Source organism: Maribacter sp. UH1, from assembly GCF_056839145.1.
In genome coordinates this window covers 455,505-471,430 of the sequence record NZ_CM166387.1, presented here as the reverse complement: position 1 = coordinate 471,430, position 15,926 = coordinate 455,505, and the positions used below count along the sequence as shown (strand labels likewise).

Below are 15,926 nucleotides of genomic sequence, written 5' to 3'. Positions count from 1 at the left end.
TATGAATTTGTTAATATGGTACATATTTAATTATATTTAAATCAAAATAGTATTGACTACATGAATTTGCGCTATACCTTGATGTTGCTGTGCTTGGTGATGACAACTTTTGCCAAGGCTGAAATTACACTTCCTAAAATATTCTCTAATGAAATGGTATTGCAACGCGAAACCGATGTGTTGTTGTATGGTTGGGCAGATCCTAATGAAGAAATTACGATTTATACAAGTTGGAACGATGAGATTGTTGACGTCAAAACAGGCAATGATGCAAAATGGGAGATTTCAGTAAAAACACCCAAAGCAGGCGGACCATTTCAAATAATCTTTAAAGGGAAAAGCAATGAAATTACTTTGAAAGATGTCTTAATAGGTGAGGTGTGGCTTTGTTCAGGACAAAGTAATATGGAATGGAGTGCAAATAGTAAAATTGCAAATAGAGATTTTGAAGTTGATAATGCCAATTACCCAAATATCCGATTGTTCACGGTTGCGAAAAGAACAGCTAAATATCCTCAAGAAGATGTAGCGGGAACTTGGGTAGCTTGTTCACCTGAAACCATGCAAGACTTTAGTGCTGTTGCCTATTTCTTTGCGAGAAAAGTCCAAAAAGAATTAAATATTCCCATAGGATTAATAGATAACGCATGGGGTGCATCAAGCGCTGAGGTTTGGACACCAGACAATGTTTTCAAAGCACACCCAGAACTGGTTGAAGCGCATAAAAAGGTTGAGACTAATAAATGGGTGACGGTAGAGAAATCTACTTTATATAATGGAATGACGGCACCTTTAACCAAGTTTAAAATAGCAGGTGTTCTTTGGTATCAAGGCGAAGCCAATACAGCAAACGCAGAAAGCTACCATGAACTTTTTAGTAAAATGATTACATCTTGGCGAGCAGAATGGAATGACGATTTTCCGTTTTATTACGTGCAAATAGCGCCATTTAAGTATAACCAAGAGTTTGCGGGTGGTATGGTACGCGACCAGCAGCGAAGAACTTTGGCGTTGAAAAATACAGGTATGGCTATGACGAGTGATATTTGTACGACCGAAAACATTCATCCTTTAAACAAACAAGATGTAGGTCTTCGACTAGCAAATATTGCACTTAAAAATGAATACGGATTATTACAAGATCAAGAAGTTTATGGTCCGCTTTACAAATCATTTGAAGTAGACGGTAATCAGTTAAAAGTGAGCTTCAGCAACGCGGACGGATTATATAATAAAGGAAAGAAAATAACACTTTTTGAAGTTTCAAATGCAGCCGGAGAATGGTTTCCTGCAAAGGCAAAATTGAAAAATGAAGAATTAATATTAAGCTCAAAAGAAGTGAAAAATCCGACAGGTGTACGATATGCTTTTAAAAGTACAGATATAGGAACTTTGTTCAATGCTGCTGTATTGCCAGCTTCAACCTTTGTAAGTGAATAACCAAATTGCTTTAAACGGACTATGGTGCTTAAAAAATATCCGTCCGTCCAGTAACACATGTTATTCAGCTAAAAACAAGGCTCTTATTTTAATAAAGAATTAAATTGTAATCATCAACTAATCTCAAATTATGCAAATAAAAGAATCTTCAGAAATCTTTGATGTTATCATCGTAGGTTCAGGAGCTGGTGGTGGTATGGCTACCAAACAATTGGCAGATGCAGGTTTAAATGTAGCTGTTGTAGAAGCCGGTCCATTTTTTGATCCTGCCGATCCAAAAACCATGACCCAACTAAAACAACCATATGATTCGCCAAGAAGAGGAGCGGGAACAACTCGTGCTTTTGGTGAATGGGATATGTCTTGGGGAGATTGGGAAGTAGAAGGAGAGCCATATACGCATGCAGAAGGCACTGAATTTAAGTGGTGGCGAGCAAGAATGCTTGGTGGAAGAACTAATCACTGGGGACGTATTTCTTTAAGATTCGGACCAAAAGACTTTAAAGGGAAATCCCGTGACGGTCATGGAGATGATTGGCCAATAGGATACGAAGATGTTAAACCATATTATGATAAATTAGACAAGTTAATTGGTGTATTTGGCACCAATGAAGGTAGAGAAAACGATCCTGACGGATTTTTTCTTCCTCCCCCGAAACCAAGATTGCACGAACTGTTTTATATCAATGGCGCTAAGAAGTCGAACATACCTGTAATTCCCGGGAGACTTTCAATGTTGACCAAAAGAATCAACGAAGATCGTGGAGTTTGCTTTTATTGCGGGCAATGTAGCAGATCATGTCAAATATATGCTGATTTCTCAGCAGGTAGTTGTTTGATCTTTCCCGCTCAAAAGAGTGGCGGTCAAGTAAAACTATTTGTCAATTCAATGGTACGTGAGGTTCTTACCAACGAAGAAGGTAAGGCTACAGGTGTATCGTACATTAACAAAGAAGATAGAAAAGAATATACACTAAGAGGTAAAGTGGTCGTGCTGGCTGCATCTGCATGTAGTTCTGCACGTATACTCTTAAACTCTAAAAGTAAGCAACACCCTAACGGATTAGGAAATAGTAGTAACCTTGTTGGTAGGTATTTACATGATTCAACAGGATCAAGTGCGTCGGGTGTAATACCTGGTTTAATGAATAGAAAGACTTCATATAATGAAGATGGTGTAGGTGGTATGCACGTTTACTCACCATGGTGGGGAGATAATTCTAAATTAAATTTCCCCAGAGGATATCACATAGAAGTTTGGGGTGGTATGGGTCAGCCAAACTACGGTTTTGGTTGGGACCCGAATGCCATGAACCAATACTTCGGATTAAAATCAGGAGGGTATGGAGATAGCTTACGTGATGATGTAAAGAAATATTACGGTTCTGTAATAGGATTTGGTGGTCGTGGCGAAGCGATTGCTTATAAGGACAATTACTGTGAAATCGACCCTACGACCGTAGATCAATTTGGTATTCCTGTTTTGAAATTTAACTATAAGCATTCAGAATACGAGGTAAATCAGGCGAAGCACATGCAAGATACCTTTGAAGAGATTATTCATAATATGGGTGGTCATTATTTAGGTGAAAAGCCAGGTAAAGATAAAGATTACGGATTAAACAAACCAGGTGAGATTATTCACGAGGTAGGTACCACTAGAATGGGAGATGATCCTAAGACATCGGTTACCAATAAGTTTCAGCAGTTACATGATGCGGACAATGTATTTATAGTAGATGCAGGAGTTTTTGTTTCTCAAGCAGATAAGAACTGTACCTGGACGATCATGGCGCTTTCTTGGAGAGCATCAGATTATATCATTGAACAATTAAAGGCACAAAATATTTAGGATGATGGATAGAAGAAAGAGTTTACAAACTTTAATTCTCGGTGGTGCTGCGGCAACATCTGGGCTAGTCTTCAATTCATGTAAGACTGAAAATGGAGAATCTGTAGATCAAGATATAGTATCGAGTAGCGAAAAGTATTTTGGTAGAACACCGGCAGAATTAGAACGTATAGAAAAGTTAAATGCAGAACAATTGTTCAACGAGCATGAGATTGAAACTATTGCAGCTTTAAGTGTAGTGATATTACCTCCAAAAGAGCCACATGGTGGTCCTATAGAGGCAGAAGTGCCCTCGCTTGTAGAATTTATGGGTAAAGATATTCCAGAAATGGCTCCTATACTATTAGGAGGACTAATGTGGTTGGATCATAAGAGTAATACTGAATTTGGTACTGAATTTAAGTCCGCCACCTTAGAGCAGAAAAAACAGATTTGCGATGAAATTTGCTGGCATGATACAGAGAAGCCTTTAAGCGAGCAACCACTGGAAATTCAGTTTTTCTATACCATGCGCGGTTTGACCGTTACAGGGTACTATACTTCTAAAGTTGGTATTGCGGATTTAGGTTATAAGGGAAATTCACCAAACGTTTGGGATGGTGTGCCGCAAGATGTATTAGACCAACACGGTGTTGCTTATGACCCAGAATGGATAGCCAAGTGCGTAGACCAAAGTCAGCGTAATGTTAAGGCAGAGTGGGATGACGAAGGAAATTTACTTACGTAATTGATAAATGATGATAAAAAAAATAATGATTGCCACTATCCTTTTGGGTAGTGGTTTTTTAGCGCAAGCCCAAGAGGTAGGTTTACAGTTATATAGCCTTAGAAATCAATTTAAAATGGATGTTTCTAATACCCTAGGATTGATTAATGAGTGGGGAATAACCAAAATTGAAGGTGGCGAAACCTATGATATGCCATTAGAAGATTTTAAAGCTTTACTAGATGAAAATGATTTAGAGGTGGTGAGTGTAGGTGCTGGGTTCGAGGACTTGGAGAATGATGTAGACAAGGTCATAAAAAATGCCAAAGATTTTGGGGCTAAATATGTAATGTGTGCATGGGTACCTCATGATGATAACAAATGGGATTTAGAAGAAACCAAACATGCCACGGAAGTCTTCAATAAAGCCGGCAAAATTCTAAAACAGAACGGACTCGTATTGGCTTATCATCCGCATGGGTATGAATTTAGACCATATAAAAATGGAACATTGTTTGACTATATGGCACAGAATGCTAAGGACTTTACTTTTGAACTAGATGTATTCTGGGCACAACATGGTGGTGCAGATCCGTTGGCGTTAATGAAGAAATATCCTAAGAAAATTACGCTGTTACATTTAAAGGATATGGAAAAAGGTATTGAAGGTAATAATACCGGTCATGAAGAAGATGATACCAATGTTGTCTTGGGAACAGGACAAATAGATATTGCCGGCATAGTTGCCGAAGCTAAAAAATTAGGTATTGAATACATGTTTATAGAAGATGAATCTAAAAATGTGGTGACCCAAGTTCCAAAGAGCTTGACGTATTTAAAAACCTTGAAGTAAACCAACTACCAACTTGAATGCAAAACCTTCTATTTTTAATTGAATAGGAGGTTTTTTTATTTATCTAGTTTTTAGAAAAACATACTAAAAAAACAATAGCAAGTAGTAGAAAGAATAAGTAGAATTCTCATTTTTAATAATTCTAATATAGTTATTTAGGTTAGCTCTGTTTTGTTATTTCTGCAAAAGATTATAATATAATTATTGAAGTAAGAATCTTGTGGTTACAATAGTTATCATGCATACTACGTTATTCTTTATCAATGAATCCATTTGGGTATTTTTAATCCTTAGGAAAATCATAATGGATTAATATTAAATAAAAAATCAATATTTCAAAGATGAAAATAATTAAATATATATCGGTTCTATTAGTATTGATTTTTACAAATTGTGACAAAATTGAAGAGACAAATCAAATAAGTCCTGAATTAGAGTTGTCAAATGAAATAACATATTTTACCTATAAGCCTAATTCTTATATTGAAACTTCGGAATCAGACAATTGGTTGGTTATTCACAATCAAAATGGAAAGTTATTAGATTATCAAGCTTATGAAAAAGACGATGTTTTAGTGTTTACCGCTCTTGATACTACTCTTATTGCAACTGAGAGTTTAGTAATAACTTCACTTACATTATCTCAGAATAATAATTCGACTATTAACAGATTACAAACTTATACCGATATTCCTATCGGTATGGACTGGAGTTTTGCAACCCATTCTGATTTTGAATTTAATGGTGCAATGGATAACTTGAAAAGTGATTATAATAACAAAAAGCTAGAAATTAATAGTTCTAAAAGTAAATCCTATTCAATTACCGTAACGAATATTCCTGGTGTAAAGAAATATAATATTTATGGCGAACAACGTGTGGTGACCGCAAATTACAATCCAATTGACTCAGATGAAATAATCCTCGAAAATATTGAACTTACCCCCAACAATAATTATTTATTTTATATTGGAGATAATGAAGGAAGTCAGAAATATATTTTTTTCGAAGTTGATGAAACAACTGATGAATTAGTTTTAGACTATAATGATTATCAGAATTTCACAAGTACTTTGGAAACACAATTACCTGAGAATTCATACTTGTTTAGTGTATCTAGAGGTTTCGAAACTAAGAGTGAATTTGGCAATAAATTTGAAATGGTAGTTGAGCTTGATTTTAGTTCACCTGAAATGTCCCGAATTGGTTATATTCCAGGTTTTGACTATTATACAACTTCTTTTCATCTTACCATGAATAGCGGATATGCTTATCGATATTATGAAAAAAGTCAATTGCCTTTAGAGAAAATTAGAATTTTGGAAAAACCTACTTTCTCGGTGAAAAACCAAACTGTTTATGACTTTAGTTTTGATACAGATATAAGTTTTATTAGGTCAGGAAGTAATTGGAAATACGAAGAAAATTTTCAAGATGGAAGTTATGTTTACACCGATTGGACGGTAAACACTACAAATAAAAAGATACATACAGTAGGTAAACTACCAGAAGAAATTATTGAAAAATATTCAAATCTTTTTTTAGATAAAATAAATTTATATTCCATTTCCCTTGAAATTCAAGGAAGAACTTACCAAAGTTTATTAGATAATATTTTAGATTCTTCTAATAATCAACCAGATATTTTAGAAACAATAGTCCTTTTTCCTCCAGATAATTAATAGTTAAAAATCTGTATCTTGAAACCTAAATAAAATTAGAACATGTTTAAGATTAGATTTTTAGGAGTATTGATATTGTCAATTTTTATGTTTAGTGTTGGGTGTAAAGAAGAAACAAAAGATACAAGTACAACTGCCAATACAAAGCAAATTTTAGAAACTGTAATAGATTCCATAATAGAACCTAAAGTAGAGAAACCTGTATTTAAAAGCTTAGAAGGAGTTGCAGATACTACATTCGTTCGTTTAGCAGACTATAGCGATGGCTTTGCGTATGACTTAAGATATGCTACAGATAATAATTTCTTGAAAGAGCAGGTATACGATTGTGGTGAATGCTATACAAGAGCAAAAACGGTAAAGGCATTATTAAAAGCAAATGAAGAATTTAAAAAGCACGGCGTAAAAATTAAATTTTACGACTGTTACAGACCTAATTCCGTACAGTATAAAATGTGGAAAATTGTTCCTAATCCGCAATACGTAGCAAACCCTGTAAAAGGCTCTATTCATAATAAGGGTGGAGCAGTAGATATTACTTTGGTTACACTAGATGGTGATGAAGTGAAAATGCCGTCGGATTTTGATTTTTTTGGTAAACGCGCATATCACGATAATTTTGACTTACCTCAGGAAATTTTAGATAACAGAAAGTTACTTAAGGAAACCATGGAAAAACATGGGTTTTGGTCCACCAGAACAGAGTGGTGGCACTATAATTTACAAGGAGCATCGCATGACCCTATAGCCAACTTTAAATGGGATTGCGAATAACCTAGTAGACTACATATGAAAAACACACTATTGATGTTAATGCTGATTGTTATGGGTGATGCCGCTGCGCAAGATACCATTATGCAATTATGGCCAAAAGATAAAATTCCTAACCAGATAAAGAGCTTAGAAAAGGAAGTACATGAACAAAATGAAATTTTACGAATTAGTAAAGTTCAAGTCCCTACTATTGAGGTGTATTTACCATCAAAACGAGATGCAACAGGAGAAGCAGTTTTAATTTTTCCTGGTGGCGGATATGGAATTTTAGCCTATGATTGGGAAGGTACGGATATTGCAAAATTTTTGAATAGCAATGGTATTGCCGGGATAGTGGTAAAATATCGTTTGCCGTCAGATGTATCACAGACCGACAAAAAGTACGTGCCACTTATAGATGCTCAAAGAGCGGTAAGGCTTGTTCGTGCTAACGCAGAACAATTTAATGTAAACTCTGATAAGATTGGAATAATTGGGTTTTCAGCTGGCGGGCATTTAGCATCTACTTTAGGTACCCATTTTAATGAAAAGGTTTATGAGCCAGTTGATGGTATAGATGAAGGAAGTGCACGACCAGATTTTATGGCGTTAGGGTATCCAGTAATATCATTTGGTGAAGTGACACACCAAGGTTCAAAGAATAATTTAATAGGCGAGAACCCTATGATTGATATGGTAGAGTATTTTTCGAATGAAAAACAAGTTACAGCACAAACACCACCAACTTTTTTACTCCATGCCACAGATGATACCGTAGTACCTGTAGAAAATAGCTTATTATTCTATAAAGCGGTAAAAGACAAAGGTATTTCTGCAACGATGCATATTTACCCAAAAGGCGGTCACGGATTCGGATTAGGTTTGCATGATGAGCATTTGAAAGATTGGGGAGATAGAATGATAGATTGGATAGTTTCGTTGAGATAACTAATTTAAGTTTTAGGAAAAGATAGATTTTAATTTATAGAACTTCTCTATTTTTGCAATCGGAATTTTCGGGATTTAGCACTTCGATTATGCTCAGGATAAACTGCACTACAGCGGATCTTAGGCAGTTGAAAAACTATATAAAATCAGGGAGATTTTCTTCCATTAAATTTTCGGGATGTAGCGCAGTCCGGTAGCGCACTCGGCTGGGGGTCGAGTGGTCGCAGGTTCAAATCCTGTCATCCCGACAAAAAGGGTGTCAAATGATACCAAAATTATATTAATCATATGAATACCAAGGATTTAAAAATCCCTTGGTTTCATTTGAATAGTTTTGAAACCATATATGTAGGTGTCCTAATCGGTGTCCTATTTTTTATTGATATTTTTGACTAATATTATATCGCAATAGATTTTTCACAGCGATTTGACTTTCGTTTAACTGATTTAATAATCTTTAAAAACGAGAGTTATGAAAACTTCAAAAACTTTTAGTTTACACTTTTGGCTTAAAAAGAAGTCAATAAAAAAGAATGGGGCTATGCCTATATATGCTCGGATTACCGTTGACGGTGTTCGAGCCGATGTTAGCATGAAGAGAAGTACATTTCTGGAACATTGGCGTTCGGAATTCGGAAGAGTAAATCCACGTATCTCTGGAGCAACATCAATCAACGATTACCTCGATGGTGCGTATTCAGATTTTTTGGAATGCCACAAACAGCTTTCTTTAGAGCATAAGCTGATTACTGCCCAAGCAATTAAATTTCGCTATCTAGGCGAGGATGAAAATTCTAAGACTCTGATGGATTTGCTTAAATACCACAGGGAAAAAGAGACTATTAAGCTTGAATCTGGAACTTCTAAGAATTATAAAGCCACAGAAAAGTATCTACAACGCTTTATTGAAAAGGAATTTAAAACGTCAAATATATTCTTAGTTCAAGTGGATTATCATTTTGTAGTTAATTTCGAGTATTTCCTAAGAACGGCTGCGCCTCTTCTAAAATCCAAACCATTAACCAATAACGGCGTTATGAAGCATATGGAGCGTTTTCACAAGATGATTAATATAGCATTGGATTTTGAATGGCTTATAAAAGATCCATTTAGTCGTTATAGATTAAGTTTTGTGCCGTTTGACAGACCTTTTTTGACAATTGAAGAATTGAAGAAAATTCAAGAACTGCCATTGTTCGACATTGGAATGAAAAGGGTCAGGGATGTTTTCGTTTTTGCCTGTTATACCGGTTTAAGTTATATTGATGTAAAGCTTTTGAAACCAAAGCAAATTGTGCTTGGAATAGATGGGGCGGAATGGATATTTATTAGACGAAAGAAAGGTAATACAACGGTTAAAGTCCCACTCTTAGATGAGGCGAAAGCAATTATTACTAGATATTCGGAATGTATACTTGCTAAAAAAAATGGTTCTGTTTTACCAGTATACTCTAATCAAAAATCCAATGAATATTTAAAAATATTAGTAGCTAAATGCAGAATTGAGAAGAACGTTTCTTTTCATGTTGCACGACACACATTCGCTACAACGATAACTTTAGCAAATGGTGTTCCTATAGAAACTGTATCGAAATTGTTAGGTCATACAAAGCTTTCTACTACTCAGATTTATGCAAGAGTATTAGAACAGAAAATCAGTAATGATGTGGCTGTTCTAAAAAGTATACTAAAATTAAGTAGCGAAAAATTGAGGGAAGCTACGTAAATAGGAATATCTCATTTTAAATATTTAAGTCCTACAAAAATGCGTAATCGATAGTTTTTGTAGGATTTTTTTGTATTTTAGAATAAGCACACTAACCTAATCTTCCTACCATTATGCTAATTTACATTGGCATATCTCTCTGTTGTAAGGTTTCACAGTAGTAAGTTTTATTGGTTTTAAAGTGCTTTGTTTAATACGTTTTAATAGCTCATGGTTTTTACCTTCGCTATTATTAAGGGCATTTTATGAAAATAAGAATAATCACAACAGGCGGAACTATCGAGGGTTTAGAATTTGAAAATGAGGACGATAGACTCCAAGAAGTGAATGTGGATTTAAGAGGGTTTTTGGAAGCTTCCAATGTCTCTTTTGAATATGTATTTGATTTTGCCTTCCAGAAAGACAGTCGGTTTATAAGTAATGAGGACAGAGCACTAATAGTTAGCAAAATAGTAAACTCACAAGAAGACAAAATATTAATTACCCACGGAACGCTAACTATGATTGAAACTTCTCAGTTTCTTGGCGGTCATAATTTAGATAAGGTAGTTGTATTGGTAGGATCGTTTATTTTGGGGTCAGCGGAGAATTCAGACGCATCTTTTAATCTTGGATATGCAATACATGCCCTTCAAACTTTAGATGTTGGTGTTTACATTGCTATGAACGGTCAAGTCTTCTCATGGAAGAATGTAAAGAAAAATAGTATCGCTAGTCAATTTGAAAGAGATCACTAATGCAGGAAAAATATGTTTGGAACATCGTTACATTGGACAACGTTCTTCTACCTTTTGGTAGATGTCTTTATTGTGCTCTTTGCTATATTCCAATCTAAAAGAATTCGGCATAACAACCTGAATAGGTTTATAGTTTTGGGTTTATTATTTATCTTTTATAATTTAACCGGTGGACTGCTTCCCATTAATAATTTCCCTGGCCCATTCATTTTGCAGTATATTATTACTTATGGTGTTGCTATAGCTATGTGTGTTTATGTAGTGCAATATCTGTATAATGAATATGATATTGTCTTTTTGAAATTTCATTTAACGGTAACCAATATTGCTTATTATGTCGTCGGATGTTTTGTTATTTTGTTTTTAACACCTTATTTCTTTACAAATTCTATTGACTTGGGTCGTGTTTATTTCTCGATTCCTGTATCTGCAATTTGCCTTTATATTTGTTGGGCATTTTCTAGACGTATCTCTAATCTCCCTAACGCGAATACTCATATTGTAAGGCGTAACAAACTTTCTTTACTAACCATTACTTGCATAGCTATTTTGCCAATCCTAACTGTTATTGGGGATTATCAATGGTTGACCTTTTCTGTAATAAACCTAGCTTTTTATACAATCACAGCAATAGAAATAGATCGTTACCTATATCTCTTGGAGCATAAAAGTAAACTTGATCAAGTGCTTTTGTTTTATCAGGATAATCAAGAAAAATTTCTAAAACCAAAATTTCTCAATAAAGGTTTAACTAGAAGGGAAATTGAAATTACGATGTCAATCTTAGATAGGAGAACATATAAAGTAATAGGAGATGATTTTTGCATTGCAGAAAGTACAGTTTCTAAACACGCATCAAATATCTTCAAAAAGATGAATGTGAAAAGTAGAGCTGAGTTTGAAACCCGTTTTATTTCTAAAAAATAACAGATTATGTCTCTATTTTAAAATCCGTAGGAAAAATACGGGGTATCCCGTAGTGAAATACGTATCGAATTATTGGGAGTTATAGTGGTGTTTTATAAATTGAAATGATTATTTGATTTTGCCATAAAAACTAAGTGTAGAAAGTGACCCCTATCAAACTGTAACATAAGCTTACCTAGTCGACCTCTCTATACATTTTGAAAAAAATTGTAACAAGATACGCTATGGACTTTAAACCCTTTATCGATGGCCTACAGAACGATTTAAAGGAGGCGAACCTTATGATTTCTAACCCTATTAAGCGCGCTAACAATGCCATTCGTCTCAGTCATACCTTACTTAGTCTTTTAAGGAAAAGTGTTGTAAAAGATGGATTTGAGTCCATCGATAAGGAGATAGCGTTTTTTAAGACCATCAAAACTGTGCCATCGGCTAAACTTATCTACCATTCTCAAATACGATCTTTCGAGTTGGAGTTCCCTAAAGGTAATACTAACACTCAGCGCAAATTCATTAAAAAACGGTTAAACAGATTAAATCGTTTCTATCACCAGCATATGGACTTTGGTGAATATATAGAGTCAGGAAGGACACATTTTGACGAACAGTATTTTACTAGAAAATATTTAAATTCTTTCCCAATAGTTTCCCCACATTTCTATTTTCACGACCCAGAATTTAACACGCCAAAAGATATGCTATTGGCAGAATTTATGGGGTTTAACTCATTTTTATCGTATTTGCAAAACAGAATGATTGACCAGTCTAAAATCGCAATAGGAAAACCTTTCGACTTAAATACGCAAATCAGTCTTAAATGGACAGCTACTAAGTCGGCACTTACAGAATTGATTTATGCTCTTCATTACAATAAAGTGATTAATAATGGAAACACCGACATAAAAGAAATAGCCTTGGCTATGCAACAGGTTTTTCATTCTGATTTGGGTGATTTCTATAAAATATTTTCTGAAATTAAGTCGAGAAAAATCAGCCGAACCAAGTTTTTAAATGATTTGGCCTCTGGCCTACAATCTCATATGGATAATGCCGAAGAATAAATTACTACAACCCCTTTATCTATTGATTTTTTTCACCGTACTCTGGTTGACCTCTGGTTATATCATAAATCAGCTCTAATTGGTCAAGATTAATCGATTTTCTGCTCAAGCAATAACAATAGCAATTGTGATGTCAAAATAGAACAAAACAGCACAAAACTTCAAATGTTAAATTTTCACCGTACTCTGGTCGTACTGGTGAACAAAATCAATTAAACCTGCTCAAATTTGTTTTCGAAAAGTCAAATTGCTGTAATCCCATCGCTCTTAAAAACTATAATCCAGCGGTGGGATTTTAAAAAACGAAAAACATGCCAACAAGTATCATCACAACTGACGATTTACGAGATTTTAAAATTGAATTGCTAGAGGAAATAGCAGAGATTCTTTTCAAACTCAATAACAAGCCGATGCCAATTAATTGGCTTAGATCGGTTGAAGTAAAAGAGAAACTGAAAATAAGCACTGGAACCCTTCACAATCTGAGAAAGAAAAAGATAATCAGGGGCCACAAGTTAGAGGGTATCATTTTCTACGATGCTTCGGAAATCGATAGGATTTTATTAGAAAATGTGGTTTTAAACGAGGAAAAGGATACATGAACTACATAAAACATTTAAATGCCGCTCTTCACGAATTTTACAAGGATTCTCGTTTGCATACCGGTCATATCAGCTTGTATTTAGCACTCTTTTTTTATTGGAACCTTCATCATTTTCCTGATGCATTTTATGCAAATCGTATTGAACTTATGAAGATGGCCAAAATTGGTTCACGATCTACATATCATCGTTTGGTTAAAGACCTGGCAGAATGGGAATACATTCAATATTTACCAACGCAAAGCCCTAATCAAAAAACAATGGTCAAAATGTCTCAATTCTGTACTAGTGGTAGTACAGAAACAGGACTTACTGGTACACTTATGCAACGTTACTGTCCTATACATGTACCACTCTCCTTATATAATAAACACCACAAACAATCTAAACTCTCTGAAAAGAGAAAGCCAAAAAATGAACTTGAAGTATTAAATTTTTTTAAAAGCAAAAACTGGGCATCTATGGATGCTTCTAAATTTTACAACCATTACCAAGGGGTAGGGTGGAAGATTGGTGGAAAAGTCCAAATCGAAAATTGGACTGCCATTGCAGAAAACTGGATGTTAAAAGCAAATGAAATAAGAAAAAATCCAGTTCTGAAGATAGTCGCTCAAACTAACGATCATCTTCAGACGAATAATCAAAAGAACTATGGCGAACCCCTCTAAAATTACCGAAGGCGGCGTTGTCTATTCCCTAGGGGAATTTGACGGGAAGAAGATGAACTATGATTTCTCAAAAATGATCATTTATCTAAATGCAAAAGGGAAACTTTTGTATGGTAAGAAATTTCATATCTGGGAAGAAAATATGGATATAGTATACAGATTGTGTTTGTATATGATAGGAGATGCTGAAGCATGCGAAAAATTTGAAATTGATGTTGACAAAAGTATTCTCCTTAGTGGTCCTGTCGGATGCGGTAAAACGAGTTTGATGAAGCTTATACGGCATTTAGTTCCCCATAAGCGGTCTTATGAAATAATTCCTGCACGAAATATCACTTTTGGTTTCAACAATATCGGATACAAGATTATCGAGGACTATGGGAATAATGGTTTTTACTGTTTTGATGATATAGGAGTTGAACCTATTGGAAGGCATTTTGGGAAGGATTGCAATGTCATTGGAGAAATTCTGCTTTCAAGGCATGAGCTGTTTCTAAAACATGGAACGAAAACCCATGGAACAACCAATTTAAATGCAGATGAAATTGAAGAACGCTATGGTAAAAGGGTGCGAAGTAGAATGCGGGAAATGGCCAACTTGATAGCTTTCAAAAAGGACGCAAAAGATAAAAGAAACTAAAATTTAATATACTTATGAAAATCGCAACGTTCAATATTCAAAACCTCTTTCATAGAAATAGGCAATTATTCGAGAATTTAAATAAGAAAAATGGGAAGGATTTAATTTCTGAACTCGACAAACTATTGAATAAACTGCACAAAGACCCAAATGATGATGCACGCATACGCGACTTGTCTTTTTTGCTTGGTTTTGAAAAAACCTATGATGTCCCGTATGCTATATTAAAACGGCAATCAGGTGAATTATATTACAAGAATAAGAGTTTCGAGAATTCTGTAAAAGCTTCTTTTTTATCCGACTGGGAAGGTTGGGTAAAGCTTGGGAACATCCCTTTAAATGATAAAGCACTTTTTGCCAAGGCCTACGTTATTGGTGATACGAATCCCGATATACTTATTCTTCAAGAAGTAGAGGATAGAGCTTCTTTAATGGAGTTCAATACCTCATTTCTTCCAACGATGAAAATACTTCCATATGAGGAAGTTATGGTTTTTGAGACCAATAATACGAACGGCTTGGGTATGGGCATACTCTTAAAGAATGGATACAAACTAGACGGCTTTAAAAACCACCTACACGATTTGGATGGTGAGGGATTTACTATTTTCGATATAGATTGCCAAGAATACTCGATTATTACTCCCGACGGAGATACCGTTCATATAATTTCAAACCAATTTTCTTGTAACGAAGCAGAACGAAAAGTACAAGCCAAAAGAGTTGCTGAAATTTATGCGAAAATGCGAGGAGAAGGGAAAGAAAACATTGTTGTATGTGGAACTCTAAACGCTGTATCGTATAGTGATTGCCTTTCTTTATTAGTACGAGAAACTGATTTAATGGACGTATCCAAACATGAAAAATTCAATGTTGATGTGGACTCAGGAAAAGATGCTGGCTATTTTAGATTAGGTGCATATAGTATGGGTGTGAATTTAAAACAGAAAGATTACTTGATGTTATGTCCAGACTTGTTTAAAAAGATAAAAAATACAGGCATGAATCGCAAAGGTACTTGGGATGATAAAAAACCAAACTGGCAGCTTTATTCTTCAATAATAGCTAAGAACCATGCGGCTAGTGAGCATCCCTTACTTTGGGCTAAAATATTCTAAGCTTGAATGTTCATTTCGGTTATTCTTTTCTTGTCATTTTCCAACCATCATTTGGAACGCCCCAAAAGCCTAAAACATCCATTATTTAAATATCGTACCACTAGGATAGCGATAATAAAGTGTAACTTTTTTGTTGTCTCATTCAACATAAAAACCATCTAACCCAATAGGCTTCATTTCTGACAGTCCTGCATTTTCTAATGTACATTCGTA

General features: G+C 34.9%; 15 protein-coding genes and 1 tRNA gene. All 16 read left to right on the top strand.

All coding sequences use genetic code 11. The annotated features are described in order from the left end of the window. Positions 1–60 precede the first annotated feature (60 nt). The 16 genes from UH1x_RS02200 (at position 61) to UH1x_RS02125 (ending at position 15,713) form a co-directional block, all read left to right on the top strand. The gene (locus UH1x_RS02200) at positions 61–1,440 is read left to right on the top strand and encodes a sialate O-acetylesterase (protein WP_482624763.1); all 1,380 of its coding nucleotides are present in this window, start codon (positions 61–63) and stop codon (positions 1,438–1,440) included. 130 nt (positions 1,441–1,570) lie between these two features. Next, a complete protein-coding gene (locus tag UH1x_RS02195; RefSeq protein ID WP_482624762.1) occupies positions 1,571–3,292 on the top strand; it encodes a GMC family oxidoreductase in 1,722 nt (573 codons plus the stop codon). Positions 3,293–3,296: 4 nt separating this feature from the next. Further along, positions 3,297–4,019 carry a gluconate 2-dehydrogenase subunit 3 family protein gene (locus UH1x_RS02190; RefSeq protein ID WP_482624760.1) on the top strand — a complete coding sequence of 241 codons (723 nt, stop codon included), beginning with the start codon at positions 3,297–3,299 and terminating at the stop codon, positions 4,017–4,019. A gap of 10 nt (positions 4,020–4,029) precedes the next feature. Beyond that, complete coding sequence (locus UH1x_RS02185; protein WP_482624758.1) at positions 4,030–4,851, top strand: sugar phosphate isomerase/epimerase family protein; 822 nt, start codon at positions 4,030–4,032, stop codon at positions 4,849–4,851. 341 nt (positions 4,852–5,192) lie between these two features. Then, positions 5,193–6,533 (top strand): hypothetical protein, encoded by a 1,341-nt coding sequence (locus UH1x_RS02180; protein ID WP_482624756.1) that lies wholly within the window; start codon positions 5,193–5,195, stop codon positions 6,531–6,533. A 42-nt stretch (positions 6,534–6,575) separates the two neighbouring features. Beyond that, positions 6,576–7,307 carry a M15 family metallopeptidase gene (locus UH1x_RS02175; RefSeq protein ID WP_482624754.1) on the top strand — a complete coding sequence of 244 codons (732 nt, stop codon included), beginning with the start codon at positions 6,576–6,578 and terminating at the stop codon, positions 7,305–7,307. A 15-nt stretch (positions 7,308–7,322) separates the two neighbouring features. After that, entirely contained in the window at positions 7,323–8,234 is a 912-nt protein-coding gene (locus UH1x_RS02170) for an alpha/beta hydrolase (RefSeq protein ID WP_482624752.1), read from the top strand. Positions 8,235–8,408: 174 nt separating this feature from the next. Continuing rightward, positions 8,409–8,482 (top strand) — tRNA-Pro (locus UH1x_RS02165). A gap of 224 nt (positions 8,483–8,706) precedes the next feature. Continuing rightward, complete coding sequence (locus tag UH1x_RS02160) at positions 8,707–9,960, top strand: site-specific integrase (RefSeq protein ID WP_482624750.1); 1,254 nt, start codon at positions 8,707–8,709, stop codon at positions 9,958–9,960. Positions 9,961–10,205: 245 nt separating this feature from the next. Further along, positions 10,206–10,697 (top strand): asparaginase domain-containing protein, encoded by a 492-nt coding sequence (locus UH1x_RS02155; protein WP_482624748.1) that lies wholly within the window; start codon positions 10,206–10,208, stop codon positions 10,695–10,697. 135 nt (positions 10,698–10,832) lie between these two features. Then, entirely contained in the window at positions 10,833–11,624 is a 792-nt protein-coding gene (locus UH1x_RS02150; RefSeq protein ID WP_482624746.1) for a response regulator transcription factor, read from the top strand. A gap of 224 nt (positions 11,625–11,848) precedes the next feature. Next, a complete protein-coding gene (locus UH1x_RS02145; RefSeq protein ID WP_482624744.1) occupies positions 11,849–12,685 on the top strand; it encodes an RteC domain-containing protein in 837 nt (278 codons plus the stop codon). 311 nt (positions 12,686–12,996) lie between these two features. Further along, positions 12,997–13,287 (top strand): helix-turn-helix domain-containing protein, encoded by a 291-nt coding sequence (locus UH1x_RS02140; RefSeq protein WP_482624742.1) that lies wholly within the window; start codon positions 12,997–12,999, stop codon positions 13,285–13,287. Beyond that, complete coding sequence (locus UH1x_RS02135; protein ID WP_482624740.1) at positions 13,284–13,955, top strand: hypothetical protein; 672 nt, start codon at positions 13,284–13,286, stop codon at positions 13,953–13,955. The genes UH1x_RS02140 and UH1x_RS02135 overlap by 4 nt, the downstream gene beginning before the upstream one ends. Further along, a complete protein-coding gene (locus UH1x_RS02130) occupies positions 13,939–14,595 on the top strand; it encodes an ATPase (protein WP_299801197.1) in 657 nt (218 codons plus the stop codon). The genes UH1x_RS02135 and UH1x_RS02130 overlap by 17 nt, the downstream gene beginning before the upstream one ends. A gap of 14 nt (positions 14,596–14,609) precedes the next feature. Beyond that, the gene (locus UH1x_RS02125) at positions 14,610–15,713 is read left to right on the top strand and encodes a hypothetical protein (protein ID WP_482624738.1); all 1,104 of its coding nucleotides are present in this window, start codon (positions 14,610–14,612) and stop codon (positions 15,711–15,713) included. Positions 15,714–15,926 lie beyond the last annotated feature (213 nt).